The organism is Arthrobacter sp. RCC_34 (genome assembly GCF_041360795.1).
Lineage (GTDB): Bacteria > Actinomycetota > Actinomycetes > Actinomycetales > Micrococcaceae > Arthrobacter_E.
This window is the reverse complement of sequence record NZ_JBFUPW010000004.1, coordinates 266,478-281,206: the sequence shown is the minus strand read 5'-3', so window position 1 is coordinate 281,206 and position 14,729 is coordinate 266,478. Positions and strand designations below refer to the sequence as shown.

Below are 14,729 nucleotides of genomic sequence, written 5' to 3'. Positions count from 1 at the left end.
TGATGCAAGGAATTCGCCATGCCACCTGCTCTGATCCGCCGTCTCGTACTGTGCTTCGCGATCGCCGTCCCGGCCGTCGCGCTGCGCCTCAGCGGCATCCACCTGCCACCCGTCGTGAGCCTCCTCGTCTTCGGAGCGTCCGTCGTCGCCGCGGCGTTTCTTCTGGCCTGGGCCGCGGAGGCCGCCCAGAAGGACATCTCCGGAGCGCTCGCCATCGCGCTCCTCGCCCTGATCGCAGTGCTGCCCGAGTACGCGGTGGACCTGTACTACGCGTTCCGGGCCGGGTCCGACTCCGCGTACACGCACTTCGCCGCCGCGAACATGACCGGTTCGAACCGCTTGCTGCTCGGCTTCGGCTGGCCGCTCGTCGTGATCGTGGCCTTCGCCGTCGCCCGCAAGATGCGGAAGATGCGGAAGGGAGCCGGTAAACAGCCGCACTTCATCCGCCTTCCTGAGGACAGCCGTCTCGACATCGGATTCCTCGCTATCCTCGCGGTGCTGGCCTTCGCGATCCCGCTCCTCGGGAGCATCCCCCTCTGGCTGGGCTTCGGTCTGATCGGGATCTTCGCCCTCTACCTCTGGCGGGCCAGCCAGGTCCACGACGCGCGGGAGGAGGAGTTCGTCGGCGCGGCGGCCCTGATCGCGCGGATGGACGTTCGACGCCGCCGGATCACCGTCGTCGCCTTGTTCCTTCTCTCGGCGGCGATCATCGTCACCGCGGCCGAACCGTTCGCGGAGGCGCTCGTCGCCTCGGGCTCGGCCCTCGGCATCGACAGCTACTTCCTGGTCCAGTGGCTCGCGCCCCTCGCCTCCGAGGCCCCGGAGTTCATCATCGCCGTCATGTTCGCCGTGCGCGGGATGGGCGCCGCCGCCATCGGCACACTGATCGCATCCAAGGTGAACCAGTGGAGCCTCCTGGTCGGGTCGCTGCCGGTCGCCTACTGGTTCGGCGGTGGCGGAGCGGGGCTGCCGATGGATGCGCGGCAGGTCGAGGAGTTCGTGCTGACGGCCACGCAGACGCTGCTGGGCGTTGCCATCATCGTCGCGCTGCGGTTCCATTGGTGGTCGGCGGTGGGCCTGGCGGCACTGTTCGCGGTCCAGTTCATCGTCACGGACACGGGCGGCAGGTACGTCCTGAGTCTCGTCCAGGCGGTGCTCGCCGTTGGCTTCCTGGTGGCCCATCGCCGAGACATCGTCCCGACGCTCGCGGCGCCCTTCCGACGGCCGCGACGTGTGGAGCCAGCCCGGGTGCCGGAGAGGGAGGCCCACTAGAATGCGGAAGATGGGCAGCCCAGCAGTCACCCGCGTCGTCGAGGACTACGTCACGCTCATCTGGAAGGCGTTCGAGTGGCCCGACGGCGGTCCGACGACGACGGAACTCGCCGCCCAGCTCGACGTCACGCCGTCCACAGTGTCGAGCACGCTCAAGAAGCTGGCGCGTGACGGATTCATCGAATACGAGCCGTACGGCGCTATCTCGCTGACCGACGCCGGCCGACGCGTGGCGCTGCGGATCGTGCGCCGCCACCGGCTGCTGGAGAGCTACCTCGCCCGCGCCCTGCACGTCCCGTGGGACGAGGTCCACGCGGAGGCGGACCGGCTCGAACACGTCATCTCGGACACCCTGCTGGAGCGGATGGACGCCGTCCTCGGCCACCCGGTCCGCGACCCGCACGGGCACCCCATTCCCGACGTCACCGGCGCCGTGGTGACGGAACCGGATCAGGCGCTCGCCGACGTGGGGCCGGGGACGCAGGCGAGGATCACCCGGGTCTCGGACCGGTCGTCGGAGCTGCTCCGCTATCTCGAGTCGCTGGGGCTCACGGTCGGAGTCCGGGTCCGGGTCGAGACGGTCTCCGCGGCGGCCGATGCCGTCACGATCACCGTCGACGGCGAGCCGGTCCAGTTGAGCACGGTCGCCGCGGCCGCGCTGCGGGTCGCGCCCCTCTGATCGACTGCTTGATACTCTGATCGACTGCTCCATACGATGCCGAAATCCCTGGAATTCCGGGCGGAATGACATCGTGTGGAGCAGTCGATCAGAGGTGGAGACAGAAGGACGGCTGGGGGTCTAGTCCCTCCGCGTCGAAGCGCGAGGCCGGAGCCGGGCCCGCGTGAGTCGGGGACCCACGGTCTCGCCGGTCTTGAGCAGTTCCTGCAGCATGTCCAGGAGCAGGTCCGCAGTGCCGGCGGGGTTGAGTTCGAAGGCCGTGATGGCGGGTCGGCTCGAGCGGGCGTGCTCCGAATCCGACGCCGCGGCGATCATCACCTGACCCGGCACGGTCACCCCGGCCGCCAGGATCTCCTGCTGGACGCCTGCGGCGTGCCGCCCCGTCATGCAGAACACCGCTTCGGGAACGCCGTCCGCGAGGATGCGCAGCCCGGCGTCGCGCCCGCCGTCGAGGCCCGACCGCTCCGACTGCTCGTAAACCCGCGGCGTCACCTTGTGGCGCTCGCACCACGACAGATACTCCTGGAGGAAGTCCGCATTCCACGCGTTCCGGTCCGTTCCGGAGACCAGCACGACCTCACGGGCCCCAGCGGCTTCGAAGTGCGCCAGGATCTGCCGGGCGGCGAGGGGGTCGTCCTCGGAGGACCAGCGCGTGAAGTCCGGCTTGTCCAGGAGCTTGCCGTAACAGACATAGGGGATGCCCCGCCGGTCCAGGAGCTCGATCACGGGGTCCTGGGCGTTGGGACTCATGATGACGTAGCCGTCCATGGAGAATGCCAGCGGCGGCACGGGACTGCGGGTCAGATCCGGCACGAGCGTGAGGCTGAGCCCGCGGGCCAGGGCGCGGGAGGACAGGATCCCGGCGAACCGCTCGAACACGTCGACGCCGGCCGGGGTGTAGTCGCCCAGGGCGTCGAGGGAGCGCATCACCAGGCCGATGGCGCCGATGCTGCCCTGGCGCATGCCACGGGCGAAGGCGTCCGCCTGGTATCCGAGTTCGTCCGCGGCGGCCTTCACACGCGCCCTGGTCTCCTCGCTGATGGTCCCCTTGCCGTTCAGCGAGTGCGAGACGGCAGTGATGGACACCCCCGCGCGGCGCGCCACATCCCGGATCGTCACACCTTTGCCACGTGCCACGGACCCTCCTGAAATCGTTCGTACCCACATTTCACCAGGGACGGAACCGCCCGCAAACGGGTCCAGCATGCCAAGTGGAAAACCATCATTGCATAAAACGTTTTACTTCCCTAATGTGATCTGCACCTCAGAAAACGCCCCCACGAAGGAACCCCTCATGAAGCTCTTCACCGCAACATCCACCACGCAGGACCCGGCAGTCCGCGGCCGTGAACTCGGGCTGGAGTTCGGCGACCGCTTCGAGCACGTGGCCGGGCTGTACCTCAACCATTTCGCGGCTCTCAACATCCCGGAGGAGACCGTGCGGAGTATCGCCGAGGCGAGCCACGCGGCACTGGCCGACTGGGCGCCCGGCCTGGCTGCGGAGACGGAGGCCATCGCCTCGGCCGCCGGCCTCGACCTCTGGCAGCTCGCCGCCGTTGGCGCCCGCACCGAGATCCTCGCGGCCGAGCCGCCGCGCGGTGAAGGCGAATGCTCCACCGCGGTCCTCACCGGCGAAGATCGCGCTCCGGAGACCCTCCAGACCTGGGACTGGCACGAATTCCTGGTGCCGGACGGCCTGCTGCTGGACCTCACCACGCCGGCCGGCCGCCGGGCCAAGGTGTTCACCGAATTCGGCACCGCCGCGAAGATCGGCGTGAACGACGCCGGGCTCGGCCTGCACTTCAACATCCTGTCCCACCGCAGCGACTCCGATCAGGGCGGGGTGCCGGTCCACGCGATCGCCCGCCGCATCCTGGAGGAGGCTGCGACCGTGGAGGAGGCCCAGGCCATCGCGGCAAGCGCCACGGTCAGCGCCTCCACCGTCTTCACCGTCTTCGACTTCCACGACGGCGTCTCCCGCGCCGTGAGCCTCGAACTCGCCCCGGCCGGGCTCGGGGTCGTCCGTCCTGGCGCGGACGGCTGGCTCTTCCACACCAACCACTTCCTCGATCCGGACCTCTTCCAGGGCGACACCATGCCCGCCGACTCCTCCACCGCCGAGCGCTACCAGCACCTCGACGCCGTCCGAGGAACCCTCACGGGCCTGGCGCCCGTCGAGCGGGCCCGAGCCGCCTGCGGTGGCGAAGGATCCGCCGCCGCCATCTGCATGTCCCCGGACACCGCCAAGCCGGTCATCGATCAGTGGGGCACCCTGCTGACGATCAGCGTCGACGTCGAGCATTTCGCTCTCGACTACTTCGCCGGCCGTCCCGACGAAGCCGCCGTTCACGGCCTCGCGCGCTTCTGACCGCCCCCTCCCCGCTTCATCTCCTCAAGGAACCACTCTCATGTCCCACACCCAGTCCTCACCGGCCGCCGCCCCGGCGCCGCAGGATGCCCCGACGCTGGGCACCCAGGCCACCACCGCGCTGCGGACCTTTTTCATCTCGGGTTTCGGCACGGCCCTGGAGTTCTACGACTTCATCGTCTACGGCCTGGCCGCCGCCCTCGTCTTCCCGACGCTCTTCTTCCCCGCGACCGACCGGCTGACCGGCACTCTCGTGGCCTTCGCCGCGTTCGGCGCAGGGTTCATCGTCCGGCCGCTGGGCGGCATCGTGGTGGGCCACTTCGGTGACCGGATCGGGCGCAAGTCCATGCTCATCATGACCCTGCTCCTGATGGGCGGCAGCACCTTCCTCATCGGCTGCCTCCCGACGTACCAGAATGTCGGCCTGTTGGCTCCCGTTCTGCTGGTTGTCCTGCGCCTCGTGCAGGGCTTCGCGGCGGGCGGCGAGTGGGGCGGGGCGTCCCTCTTCGGCATCGAGAATTCGCCGGAGAACCGCCGTGGCCTGTGGGGCAGTTTCACGAGCACGGGCATCGGCATCGGCAGCCTCTTCGGCACGGGTGTGTTCACGGTGATGACGCTCCTGCCGGAGTCCGAGCTCACCGCCTGGGCCTGGCGCGTGCCGTTCTGGCTGGGAGGTCTCCTGGTCCTCGTGGGCCTGATCGCCCGCACCCGCATGCCGCACGAGACGGTGAACACGGCGAGCGCCCCGCGAGTGCCCCTTCTGGCGGCCATCCGGAAGCACCCGAAGCAGATGCTCCTGGCCATCGGCGTCGCGTTCGGTTACAACACCATCGCGTACATCGGCTCCCTGTTCACGGTCACGTACACCGAGGAGCGTGGGTACACGGACACGCAGTCGCTGCTCTTCCAGGTGGCCGGCTCGTTCGCCTTCATGCTCGCCGCCCCGTTCATGGGTCTCCTCTCCGACAGGATCGGGCGGAAGAAGGTCATCGCCGGAGGCGCCGTGATCTACGCGGTGTTCTTCTTCCTCTTCTTCGGGATGGTGGACAGCCGGGTGGCGTTCCTGGCCACCGTCGCGTTCATCCTGGTGAACATCTTCATGGCCATGCCGCAGGGCTGCATCCCCGCGTTCCTGGGTGAGCAGTTCTCGAAGGAGAGCCGCTACTCGTCCATCTCGGCGACGTATCAGACCGGGGCCGCGCTGGGCGGCGGCACGGCGGCGAGCATCGCCACGGCCCTGTTCATCGCTTTCAACCGCGGTTCGCTGGGCATCGCGCTGTACTCCGGCGCCGCGTGCCTGGTCCTCGCACTGTGCGTGCTCGGCCTCCGGGAGACGTATAAGGTCCGCACCAAGGATCTCGGCGAGAAGCCGGAGGACGTCCTCGCCTGAGTCCTCGGCGCCCGGTATGGGCCATGGCCCGCCAGGTTCAGCCTCCTCTTCCGTCCACCGATGGAGGAGGAGGCTTTTCCACATCGGGAGCCGTTGCAGATGAAACTGGTCCGCCTTTCGGGCAAGCTAGAGCCATGGAGCCTTCCAGTACCAGCGCACCGTCCACTCTCTCCGCCTCCGCCCCCACAGCCGGGCAGCCTGCCGCGGAGGTGAAGTCGGCGGAGGTGACCTTCGAGCAGCGTGGTCACGCCGGGGTGGTCATCCTCAACCGACCGCGTGCGGTCAATGCGCTCAACCAGGGGATGGTGGAGGCGGTGGACGCGCAGCTGCGGGCCTGGGCGGTCGATCCGTCGATCGAGCACGTCGTCATCACCGGGTCAGGGGAACGTGGGCTGTGCGCCGGCGGGGACGTCGTGGCGATGTACCGGGACATCGTGGCCGGAGAGCGGGCATCCCATGACTTCTTCCGTGCCGAGTTCCGGATGAACTCGCTGATTTTCGGCTACCCCAAGCCCGTGATCGCCGTGCAGGACGGCCTGGTCCTGGGCGGGGGTGTGGGCATCTCCGCCCACGCTTCGCACCGGGTGGTCACCGAGAACACCCGGATGGGCATGCCGGAGGTCACCATCGGTTATGTCCCCGACGTCGGCGGGACCTGGCTGCTGGGCCATGCCGGCACTGCCGGGGTCCACGCCGCGATGACGGGTGACCATGTGGGTGCCGGGGACGCGATCCACTTGGGTCTCTCGGACGCCTTCGTGCCGGCCGCGAACCTCCCCGAGTTCCTCGTCTTCCTGGAGACCGACACGGCCGACGACGCCGTGGCCCGCTTCTCCGGTATGGCGCCGGAGGCGGTGCTCGCCGCAGCCGGGGACGCGGATGGCGCGGCCCCCTGGATCGAAGACTGCTACGCGGGAGCCTTGTCCGGCGACGCTTCCGCGGCCGTCATCCTGAGCCGCCTCGAAACCCATCCGGACCCGCAGGCCCAGGCGGCCGCCGCGACCCTCAAGACCAAGAGCCCGCGCTCCGTGGCCGTGGCGCTCGAAGCCGTGCGCCGGCACTGCTCCGGGACACTGGAGGATGCTCTGCGGGAGGAGTTCCGCGTCGCCGTCCGGTGCCTCGCCTCTCCGGACATGCGGGAGGGCATCCGTGCTCAGGTGATCGACAAGGACCGCACCCCGCGCTGGGAGCACCCCGGGCTGACCGAAGTCAGCCCTGAACTCGTCGCCTCCTACTTCGCTCCGTTCGCACCCGGCGAGACGGACGGCGGGGACCTGGTCCCCTGATCCCGGAGGCAATGCCTCGAGCACCCGAATCCTCAGCCCGCATTCCTCATTCCTCACCCCTCATTCCTCAGACTCCGATTGCGAAGGAGCAAGCACCCGTGCAGAACATCCTGGTGGAGCGCCGTGGGCGCGTCACGATCGTGACCCTCAACCGGCCGGAGGCGCTCAATGCGCTGAACCTGGCGACCATGACCGAAGTGGTGGAAGCCGTCCGGGCCGCGGATGCGGATCCCGGCACTGGCGCCGTGGTCCTCACGGGCTCTGCCAAGGCGTTCGCCGCCGGGGCGGACATCAAGGAGATGGCGTCCAAGGACCATCTCGAGATGTACCGGGCCGATTGGTTCCGCGGCTGGGAGGAGCTCTCCCGGGCCCGGATCCCTGTGATCGCCGCGGTCTCCGGCTACGCGTTGGGTGGCGGCTGCGAACTGGCCATGATGTGCGATCTGCTGATCGCCGCTGAGAACGCGAAGTTCGGTCAGCCGGAGATCAACCTCGGCGTCATCCCCGGCATGGGCGGCTCTCAGCGGCTCACGCGCGCCGTGGGGAAGGCGAAGGCAATGGACCTGGTGCTCACGGGCCGGATGATGGACGCCGCGGAAGCGGAACGGTCCGGGCTGGTCTCGCGGGTGGTGCCCACGGAATCCCTCCTCGAGGAGGCGCTCGCGGTCGCCGAGACGATCGCCGGGAAGTCCAAGCCGGTGGCGATGATGGCCAAGGAGGCCGTCAACGCCGCGTTCGAAACCGGGCTCGCTCAGGGCGTGGTGTTCGAGCGCAGACTGTTCCACTCCCTGTTCGGCACGCCCGACCAGGTGGAAGGTATGGCGGCGTTCGAGGAGAAGCGACCCGCGGAGTTCAACCGGGACTGAGGGGCGGGCGGAGTTCTCGCATGGTCACCGCCTTGCGTGCTCAGTAGTGTTGTGTGCTCAGTTGTTGCGGATGAAGCGCCGTTCCATCCGCAACAACTGAGCACACAACGCGTTTGAGGCAGTGCCAAAGACCGTCCAGGCAACCACATCTCAGCCGGGAGTCCGGTTTTCCTCCAGAGGCACGAGCTCAGTCCAGGGCAGCGATGACGGCCTCGCCGCCGGTCCAGGATGCCAGCAGTAGCCGACGACCCGGGCCGGGGCCCGGAACGGATGGTCTGCGGGCCACGAGGACCCGTTCGTCTCCCGTGCCCACCGCGTCGAAGCCGTCCTCGTCCCTGGCGTCCGTCGGCGCCACGTCCGCTTGGGTTCCGCCGGCCGCGCCGTCGGCCTCGACGAGCTTGACCCTCACCTCCGGTTCGAGACGCTGGACGACGGTGCCGGCGTCGTCGTGGACTTCGAGGATCGCCTGCTCCTGTTCGCCCCGGAGGGCGCGGCGCAACGCGTCCTGACTGACCGGGTCGCCGAGGCCGTCGTACACCCAGCGGGTGCCGAGGACGGAGTGTTTCATGGTCCCGATCAGCCAGTCGTCGGCGCCATTCAGGGGAGACCCACGGTACGTGAGCACCACATGGAGGGTCTCTGCGCCGCGGCGGAGCAGGAAGCCCTCGATCCCGACCTCGCCCGCGGGGTCGTCGAAGCGGTAGGTGCCGAGCCGCTCCAGCTCGCCGCCGCTGCCGGCCCAGGGCTGCCGGCCGAGCCAGGACGCGAGAAGGTCCAGCTTGGAGGGGCTCAGCGTCGCCTGGTGGATGACGGCCACGAGGTCAGCCCTGCTTCCACCACTCGTCGTGGATGGTGACCGGGGTGGTGCGCTTGTGCCGGGTGCGCAGGTACTTCTCCTCGATCGTCGCGGCGACGCCCTCGGGAACTTCGCGGCCCTCCAGGTAGTCGTCGATCTGGTCGTAGCTGATGCCCAGCTCGTCCTCGTCGGTGCGTCCGGGCTTGCCGTCCAGAAGGTCGGCGGTCGGGACCTTCTCCCAGACCTGGCGGGGCGCGCCCAGGTGCTCCAGCAGCCGGCGGTTCTGGCGCTTGTTCAGGCCGAAGAGCGGCAGCACATCGGCCCCGCCGTCGCCGAACTTGGTGAAGAACCCCGTCACCGACTCGGCGCCGTGGTCAGTCCCCACCACGAGGTAGTTGTGTTCGCCGGCCAGCGCATACTGCGCCACCATGCGGATGCGGGCCTTGACATTGCCCTTGTTGAAATCGGAGATCTCGGAGCCGGTGGTCTTCAGGAACTCCTCCTCCACACCGTCCACACCGGGCCCCACATTGAAGGTCCATTCGGTGTGGGGCTTGATGAAGGCGAGCGCCGCCTGGGCGTCGTCCTCATCGTGCTGGACGCGGTACGGCAGGCGGACCGCGACGAAGGCTGCGTCCACCCCCTCGAAGGAGAGCTTCTCGACGGCGAGCTGGCAGAGCTTCCCGGCGAGCGACGAGTCCACACCGCCGGAGATGCCCAGCACGAAGCCGTTGGTCTTGGTCGCCCGCAGATAGGACGCCAGGAAATCCACCCGTGCCGCAACCTCCGCCGCGGGGTCGATCTCGGGCTTGACGCCCATTTCCTCGATGATCTGTGCCTGAAGTGCGCGCATACGCCCAGGGTACTCGCCCCGCGTTTCGCGAGGGTTACACCGCTTCCGCGCGCGGCGCCCCGCGGCGCCTGGCGCCCCGGGTCCCGGACCTCGCCGCCGTCGGCGCCGTCGGCGTGCCGTCCCGAAGGATCCGGAGCGCACTCGAACCCTCCCGGGGCAGAATGGAACCGGCGGCACCCGCCGTCGTCCTTCCGGGCCACCCCGTCCGGGAGCATCGCGCTGCAGAACCGGAGTCCCTCGGCATGAAGACCGGCCCCGCCGCTCAGCGGCTCATTCTCTGGATCACCATCCTGGCGTCCTTCGTCTCGTTCCTGGACGGCAGCGTCATCAACGTCGCGCTCCCGGCCATCGACCGTGAATTCGGCGGAGGACTCGCCACGCAGCAGTGGGTCGTGGACGCGTACCTCATCACCCTGGGCGCCCTCATCCTGCTGGCGGGTTCGCTCTCGGACGTGCTCGGCAGGATCCTCATCCTGCGGATCGGCCTGATCGGCTTCGGAGTGACCTCGCTCGTGTGCGCCTTCGCGCCGACGGCGGAGGTCCTGATCGTGGGCCGCGGCTTCCAGGGCGCGGCCGCGGCGCTCCTGGTGCCCAGTTCGCTGGCGCTCATCACCGCGAACTTCAGCGGGCCGGAACGGGCCAAGGCCATCGGTCACTGGACCGCTGGCACCACGGTGGCCTTCATCGCGGGGCCGATCCTGGGCGGCGTCCTGGTGGACACCGTCGGCTGGCGCTCCGTATTCTGGATCAACGTCCTGCCCATCGCCGTGACGCTCTATCTGCTGGCCGTGCTCGGGATGAAGGACACCCGCGCGCAGGGTGTCCGGATCGACTATGCAGGGGCCGTCCTCTGCGTGCTCGGCCTCGGCGGCCCGGTGTACGCCCTGATCGAGCAGGGGAACCTGGGCTGGGGGAGTCCCGCCATCTGGGTCCCGTTCGTCGTGGGTGTGCTGTGCCTGGCGGGTTTCCTCTGGCGCCAGGCGACGGCGAAGCAGCCCCTCATGCCGCTGAGCCTTTTCACTGTGCGCAATTTCGGCGTCGGGAACATCGCCACCACCTTCATCTACGCGGCGCTCTCGATCGGCGGCCTGATCGTGGTGCTCTTCCTGCAGCAGGTGGCGGGGTTCCCGGCCACCTTCGCCGCCCTGGCCACGCTGCCCATCAGCATCCTGAACATCGCGCTGTCCAGCTGGTTCGGTTCCCTTGCGGGACGTTTCGGACCGCGGTGGTTCATGGCCCTCGGCCCGATCCTGGGCGGCGCCGGCTACCTGCTCATGGTCACGACCCGCCTGCCGGTGGACTACTGGACGCAGCTGCTGCCGGGCATCCTACTGTTCGGCGTCGGCCTGTCGGTGACGGTGGCCCCGCTGACGGCGGCCATTCTCGGCTCGGTGTCGGAGGAGCAATCGGGCATCGGCTCGGCGGTGAACAACGCCGTGGCGCGAGTGGCGGGCCTGGTGGGTGTGGCCGTGCTCGGTCTCATCGTGGGGCCGACGCTGGATCTCGACGGCTTCCACCGGGTCCTCCTCGTCACGGCGCTCCTGCTGGTCGTGGGCGGTCTCGTCTCCGCGGTGGGCATCCGCAATCCACCCGTCCAGGAGCCGGCTGACGGCGGGGCCGCCGCCAGTCGATAAACTTCTCGTATGACTGCCCTCGACGCCGCCGCTGCCCGCGCCCGCCTGCTCGACCTCATCAAGGAACTCGCCGTGGTCCACGGCAAGGTGACCCTCTCCAGTGGCAAGGAGGCCGACTACTACGTCGACCTGCGCCGCATCACCCTGCACCACGAGGCCTCCCGCCTGGTGGGCCAGGTCATGCTCCAGTTGCTGGACGACGCCGGTGTCGAGTTCGAGACCGCGGGCGGCCTGACCATGGGCGCCGACCCCGTGGGCACCGCGCTCATGCACGCCGCCGGCGACGCGGGCCGCTCCATCGACGCCTTCGTGGTCCGCAAGGCCCAGAAGTCCTACGGCATGGGCCGCCAGGTGGAAGGCCCGGGCGTCGACGGCCGCGACGTCGTGGTCCTCGAGGACACCTCCACCACCGGAGGCTCCGCACTGACCGCCATCGAGGGCGTCCGCAACGCGGGCGGCAACGTCAAGGCCGTGGCCGTGATCGTGGACCGCAACACCGGCGCCAAGGAAAAGATCGAAGCCGAGGCGGGCGTCCCCTACCTGTTCGCCTTCTCCAAGGATGAACTCGGACTCGACTGATCTCCCGCCCCCTGTGCCCGGGCCGGACGGTCCGGGCACAGGGCGCGACGACGACGGCGCGGCCCGCCGTCGTGATCTCGCGTCCCTGCTGCGCACCGCCGGCCGCATGCGCCGGTTTTCGCGGCGGAGTTTCCTCTGGCTGGGCGGCGCCTCCGCTTTCCTCGCAGCGGACCTCGCCTATACGAGGGCCATCGCCGAGCAGCGACGGCAGACGACGATCCTGACCCTCGGTGACGACGCTCCCGGGGACGCCCCGGCCGACGCGGGCTGGTACCTGCTCCCGGGGTTCAAGACGAGCTGGGACGAGGCCCAGTTCATCCTGACCACCCTCAAACCGGCCATCGGCCGCTGGGGGCGGATGGCCGCGGTGGGGTACTCGAATCTCGGCCTGGCCGTGAACGACGTGGTGGACGCCGTCGCCGCGTCGATCCGGCTCCGGGGGATCCGCCACGTGTTCCTGTACGGACACAGCTTCGGCGGGATGCTCGCGGTGCAGACGGCGGTGCTCCTGTGGGAACGCCACCGGATCCAAGTGCGGTTCATCCTGCTCGACTCCAGCCCCGCCAGCCGTTATGACGTACTGGACCAGGACTCGTTCGGCGGCGTGGTCTACAGCTATGAACAGGGCGTGCCGATCCCCACGATCGTCCGCGGCGGCTACGAGCTGGGGGAGCGGATCGTCAACAAACACGAGCGGACCTGGCGGCAGATCCTGGAACAGACGGCCGAGCAGCTGAGCCCGCTGGCGCCGTCGTCGTTCCTCATCCAGAGCGAGGCGGCCTATGTGTTCGACTTCGAGGTGCGCCCGCTGGCGGAGCGGCTGCCGTACACGAGCCTGGTGTTCATCGGGAATCCCGGGGACGGCACGGTGGACTACTACACGGCCCGGCAGGGCTGGCGGAACGCGTTCCCGACCCGGTTGCTGAGTTCCGACATCGAGACGCTCGGGGCGGTCCCCGCGCACGCCAGTCCGCAATGGAGCCCGCAGGTGTACCACCCGATCCTCGAGCAGATCATGAATCGCTACTTCCCGCTGTGACCGCCGGCGGGCGCGCTCTGACGGGAGCACCGTGACGGGCGCGCTGTCGCGTTCGGCCCCGACTACCCGCCGGAGCGGGCGCACCGGTAACTTTGGTACATGGCAAACAACCTTGATGATTCCGGGGTGGACGTCCTCCCCGAGCCCGAACGCGAAGTCCTCACCTGGGACACCTTCGGCGACGCGTCGCGCGAGCTGGCCCAGACCGTGGTGGACAGCGGGTTCCAGCCGGACGTGGTGGTCGCGATCGCCCGTGGCGGCCTGCTCCTGGCCGGGTCCATCGCCTACGCCCTTGGGGCCAAGGCCTGTGGCGCCCTCAACGTGGAGTTCTACACCGGGATCGGCACCGTGCTGCCGGAGCCCGTGGTCCTGCCGCCCATGCTGGACGAGGGCGCGCTGAGCGGCAAGAAGGTGCTCCTGGTGGACGACGTCTCCGACTCCGGCCGCACGCTGGCCAAGGTGGTCGACCTGATCGGCGACTGGGGCGCCGAGGTCAAGACCGTCTGCCTCTACACCAAGCCCCGCACCATCCTGGCGCCGGACTTCGAATGGCGCCGCACGGACAAGTGGATCACCTTCCCGTGGTCCTCGCTGCCGCCGGTCGAGCCGACGGTCTGAAGCCCTGATCCACGCACTATGAGCGCCGAAGCCTCTGAGCAGACAACCTCTGAGCACGACGGCGGGCCGGCCTCCGGTCCGCCGTTTCGGCCCGCTGACGAGAGCATCCTGAGGAGAGCGGTATGAGCGTTTCCGGGCAGCCCCTGCCGAGCGGCGTGATCCCGTACGTCGAATTCCATCAGGGGGAGCGCCGGCTGCTCACCCTTCAGGTGACCACCCAGAACGTGATGGCCTCGGGCCGCTTCCGGCCCGTGGTGAGCATCGATGGCCGCAGCTACGTCGTGTTCTGGGGGTACATGACCTTCGAGATCCCGGCCGACCGCTCGTGCCACGTCGCGGTGTACGTCCAGGCGGACTACATGACGCAGACGGCCTCCCTGCTGATGCCCCCGGGCCGTGACGTCACTCTCGTCTATGCGACCGACTTCGCCACGGGCCTGGGCAGGCTGGGCCCAGCCGCCTGAGCCGGCCGTGCCGTCTGGGCCGGCTGGGCGGGCTCAGATCTGATCCACGAGCGCCGCGACGCTCGTGAGGACCTGATTCGGGCGGAACGGGTAGGAGCTGATCTCTTCGGTCCGGGTGATGCCGGAGAGCACGAGCACCGTGTGCAGGCCGGCCTCCATGCCCGCCACGATGTCGGTGTCCATGCGGTCGCCGATCATGGCCGTGGTCTCGGAGTGGGCGTCGATCCGGTTCATGGCCGAACGGAACATCATCGGGTTGGGCTTGCCCACGATGTACGGTTCGCGGCCGGTGGCCTTGGTGATGAGCGCGGCGATGGCGCCCGTCGCCGGCATCGGGCCTTCCTTCGAGGGGCCCGTGGCGTCCGGGTTGGTCGCGATGAACCGGGCGCCCGCCAGGATGAGGCGGATGGCCATGGTGATCGCTTCGAAGGAGTAGGTCCGGGTCTCGCCGAGCACCACGAAGTCGGGGTCCTGATCGGTGAGGATGAAGCCCGCCTCGTGGAGCGCCGTCGTCAGTCCGGCCTCGCCGATCGTGTAGGCGCGGTTGCCGCTGTCCGAGCTGTGCACCTGCTCCTTCAGGAACTGCGCTGTGGCGAGCGCGGAGGTCCAGATGTTCTCCTCCGGGACCGCGAGGCCGGACGACGCCAAGCGAGCGGCCAGGTCCCGCGGCGTGAAGATCGAGTTGTTGGTCAGGACGAGGAAGCGCTTGGAGGTGTCGACCCAGCGCTGGATGAGTTCGGCGGCTCCGGGGATGGCGTGGTTCTCATGAACCAGCACGCCGTCCATGTCGGTGAGCCAGCATTCGATCTCCTGACCGCTCCGGTGATTGCGCAAGGGGCTGCGTTCGGCGTCGCTCATGGTTCCTCCTCAGATGGGACTGTCTCC

15 protein-coding genes are annotated in these 14,729 nt (G+C 68.9%); 11 read left to right on the top strand and 4 right to left on the bottom strand.

The genetic code is table 11. The features are described 5' to 3' along the window. Positions 1-18: 18 nt before the first annotated feature. Positions 19-1,272 (top strand): sodium:proton exchanger, encoded by a 1,254-nt coding sequence (locus tag AB6732_RS15780; protein WP_370960838.1) that lies wholly within the window; start codon positions 19-21, stop codon positions 1,270-1,272. Positions 1,273-1,282: 10 nt separating this feature from the next. Further along, on the top strand, positions 1,283-1,951 hold the full coding sequence (locus AB6732_RS15775) for a metal-dependent transcriptional regulator (protein WP_370960837.1): 669 nt from the start codon (positions 1,283-1,285) through the stop codon (positions 1,949-1,951). A gap of 120 nt (positions 1,952-2,071) precedes the next feature. Here AB6732_RS15775 and AB6732_RS15770 read toward each other — a convergent pair whose 3' ends face one another. Beyond that, entirely contained in the window at positions 2,072-3,088 is a 1,017-nt protein-coding gene (locus AB6732_RS15770; RefSeq protein ID WP_370960836.1) for a LacI family DNA-binding transcriptional regulator, read from the bottom strand. A gap of 157 nt (positions 3,089-3,245) precedes the next feature. On the opposite strand from AB6732_RS15770, the gene AB6732_RS15765 reads away from it, so the two are divergent. From AB6732_RS15765 to AB6732_RS15750, 4 genes are all read left to right on the top strand, one after another. Then, complete coding sequence (locus AB6732_RS15765; protein ID WP_370960835.1) at positions 3,246-4,319, top strand: C45 family autoproteolytic acyltransferase/hydolase; 1,074 nt, start codon at positions 3,246-3,248, stop codon at positions 4,317-4,319. Positions 4,320-4,359: 40 nt separating this feature from the next. Next, positions 4,360-5,709 carry an MFS transporter gene (locus AB6732_RS15760; RefSeq protein ID WP_370960834.1) on the top strand — a complete coding sequence of 450 codons (1,350 nt, stop codon included), beginning with the start codon at positions 4,360-4,362 and terminating at the stop codon, positions 5,707-5,709. Positions 5,710-5,843: 134 nt separating this feature from the next. Further along, entirely contained in the window at positions 5,844-6,995 is a 1,152-nt protein-coding gene (locus AB6732_RS15755) for an enoyl-CoA hydratase/isomerase family protein (RefSeq protein ID WP_370960833.1), read from the top strand. Positions 6,996-7,093: 98 nt separating this feature from the next. Next, a complete protein-coding gene (locus AB6732_RS15750; protein ID WP_370960832.1) occupies positions 7,094-7,861 on the top strand; it encodes an enoyl-CoA hydratase in 768 nt (255 codons plus the stop codon). Positions 7,862-8,048: 187 nt separating this feature from the next. Here the strand turns inward: AB6732_RS15750 and AB6732_RS15745 are convergent, their stop codons facing one another. Together AB6732_RS15745 and nadE are read right to left on the bottom strand one after the other, a co-directional pair. Further along, the gene (locus tag AB6732_RS15745; RefSeq protein ID WP_370960831.1) at positions 8,049-8,678 is read right to left on the bottom strand and encodes a hypothetical protein; all 630 of its coding nucleotides are present in this window, start codon (positions 8,676-8,678) and stop codon (positions 8,049-8,051) included. Positions 8,679-8,682: 4 nt separating this feature from the next. Then, the gene (gene nadE / locus AB6732_RS15740) at positions 8,683-9,510 is read right to left on the bottom strand and encodes an ammonia-dependent NAD(+) synthetase (protein WP_370960830.1); all 828 of its coding nucleotides are present in this window, start codon (positions 9,508-9,510) and stop codon (positions 8,683-8,685) included. Between the two features lie 242 nt (positions 9,511-9,752). Here nadE and AB6732_RS15735 point away from each other — a divergent pair, with 242 nt between their 5' ends. The 5 genes from AB6732_RS15735 (at position 9,753) to AB6732_RS15715 (ending at position 13,844) form a co-directional block, all read left to right on the top strand. Further along, entirely contained in the window at positions 9,753-11,144 is a 1,392-nt protein-coding gene (locus AB6732_RS15735; RefSeq protein WP_370961032.1) for an MFS transporter, read from the top strand. A 9-nt stretch (positions 11,145-11,153) separates the two neighbouring features. Beyond that, positions 11,154-11,723, top strand: coding sequence for an orotate phosphoribosyltransferase (gene pyrE / locus AB6732_RS15730; protein ID WP_370960829.1), 570 nt, complete (start codon positions 11,154-11,156; stop codon positions 11,721-11,723). Then, entirely contained in the window at positions 11,704-12,762 is a 1,059-nt protein-coding gene (locus AB6732_RS15725) for an alpha/beta fold hydrolase (RefSeq protein ID WP_370960828.1), read from the top strand. The genes pyrE and AB6732_RS15725 overlap by 20 nt, the downstream gene beginning before the upstream one ends. Positions 12,763-12,861: 99 nt before the next feature. After that, positions 12,862-13,380 (top strand): phosphoribosyltransferase, encoded by a 519-nt coding sequence (locus tag AB6732_RS15720; RefSeq protein ID WP_066214690.1) that lies wholly within the window; start codon positions 12,862-12,864, stop codon positions 13,378-13,380. 122 nt (positions 13,381-13,502) lie between these two features. Next, positions 13,503-13,844 (top strand): hypothetical protein, encoded by a 342-nt coding sequence (locus AB6732_RS15715; RefSeq protein WP_370960827.1) that lies wholly within the window; start codon positions 13,503-13,505, stop codon positions 13,842-13,844. Positions 13,845-13,877: 33 nt separating this feature from the next. On the opposite strand, the gene AB6732_RS15710 is transcribed toward AB6732_RS15715, so the two are convergent. After that, on the bottom strand, positions 13,878-14,702 hold the full coding sequence (locus tag AB6732_RS15710) for an HAD-IIA family hydrolase (protein WP_370960826.1): 825 nt from the start codon (positions 14,700-14,702) through the stop codon (positions 13,878-13,880). Positions 14,703-14,729 lie beyond the last annotated feature (27 nt).

Excerpts from the sequence above, each read along its gene's own strand:
- AB6732_RS15775 (WP_370960837.1), top strand. The coding sequence starts at position 1,283 with ATGGGCAGCCCAGCAGTCACCCGCGTCGTCGAGGACTACGTCACGCTC.
- nadE (WP_370960830.1), bottom strand. The coding sequence starts at position 9,510 with ATGCGCGCACTTCAGGCACAGATCATCGAGGAAATGGGCGTCAAGCCC.
- AB6732_RS15715 (WP_370960827.1), top strand. The coding sequence starts at position 13,503 with ATGAGCGTTTCCGGGCAGCCCCTGCCGAGCGGCGTGATCCCGTACGTC.
- AB6732_RS15710 (WP_370960826.1), bottom strand. The coding sequence starts at position 14,702 with ATGAGCGACGCCGAACGCAGCCCCTTGCGCAATCACCGGAGCGGTCAG.
- AB6732_RS15760 (WP_370960834.1), top strand. The coding sequence starts at position 4,360 with ATGTCCCACACCCAGTCCTCACCGGCCGCCGCCCCGGCGCCGCAGGAT.
- AB6732_RS15720 (WP_066214690.1), top strand. The coding sequence starts at position 12,862 with ATGGCAAACAACCTTGATGATTCCGGGGTGGACGTCCTCCCCGAGCCC.
- AB6732_RS15780 (WP_370960838.1), top strand. The coding sequence starts at position 19 with ATGCCACCTGCTCTGATCCGCCGTCTCGTACTGTGCTTCGCGATCGCC.
- pyrE (WP_370960829.1), top strand. The coding sequence starts at position 11,154 with ATGACTGCCCTCGACGCCGCCGCTGCCCGCGCCCGCCTGCTCGACCTC.
- AB6732_RS15735 (WP_370961032.1), top strand. The coding sequence starts at position 9,753 with ATGAAGACCGGCCCCGCCGCTCAGCGGCTCATTCTCTGGATCACCATC.
- AB6732_RS15765 (WP_370960835.1), top strand. The coding sequence starts at position 3,246 with ATGAAGCTCTTCACCGCAACATCCACCACGCAGGACCCGGCAGTCCGC.
- AB6732_RS15725 (WP_370960828.1), top strand. The coding sequence starts at position 11,704 with ATGAACTCGGACTCGACTGATCTCCCGCCCCCTGTGCCCGGGCCGGAC.
- AB6732_RS15755 (WP_370960833.1), top strand. The coding sequence starts at position 5,844 with ATGGAGCCTTCCAGTACCAGCGCACCGTCCACTCTCTCCGCCTCCGCC.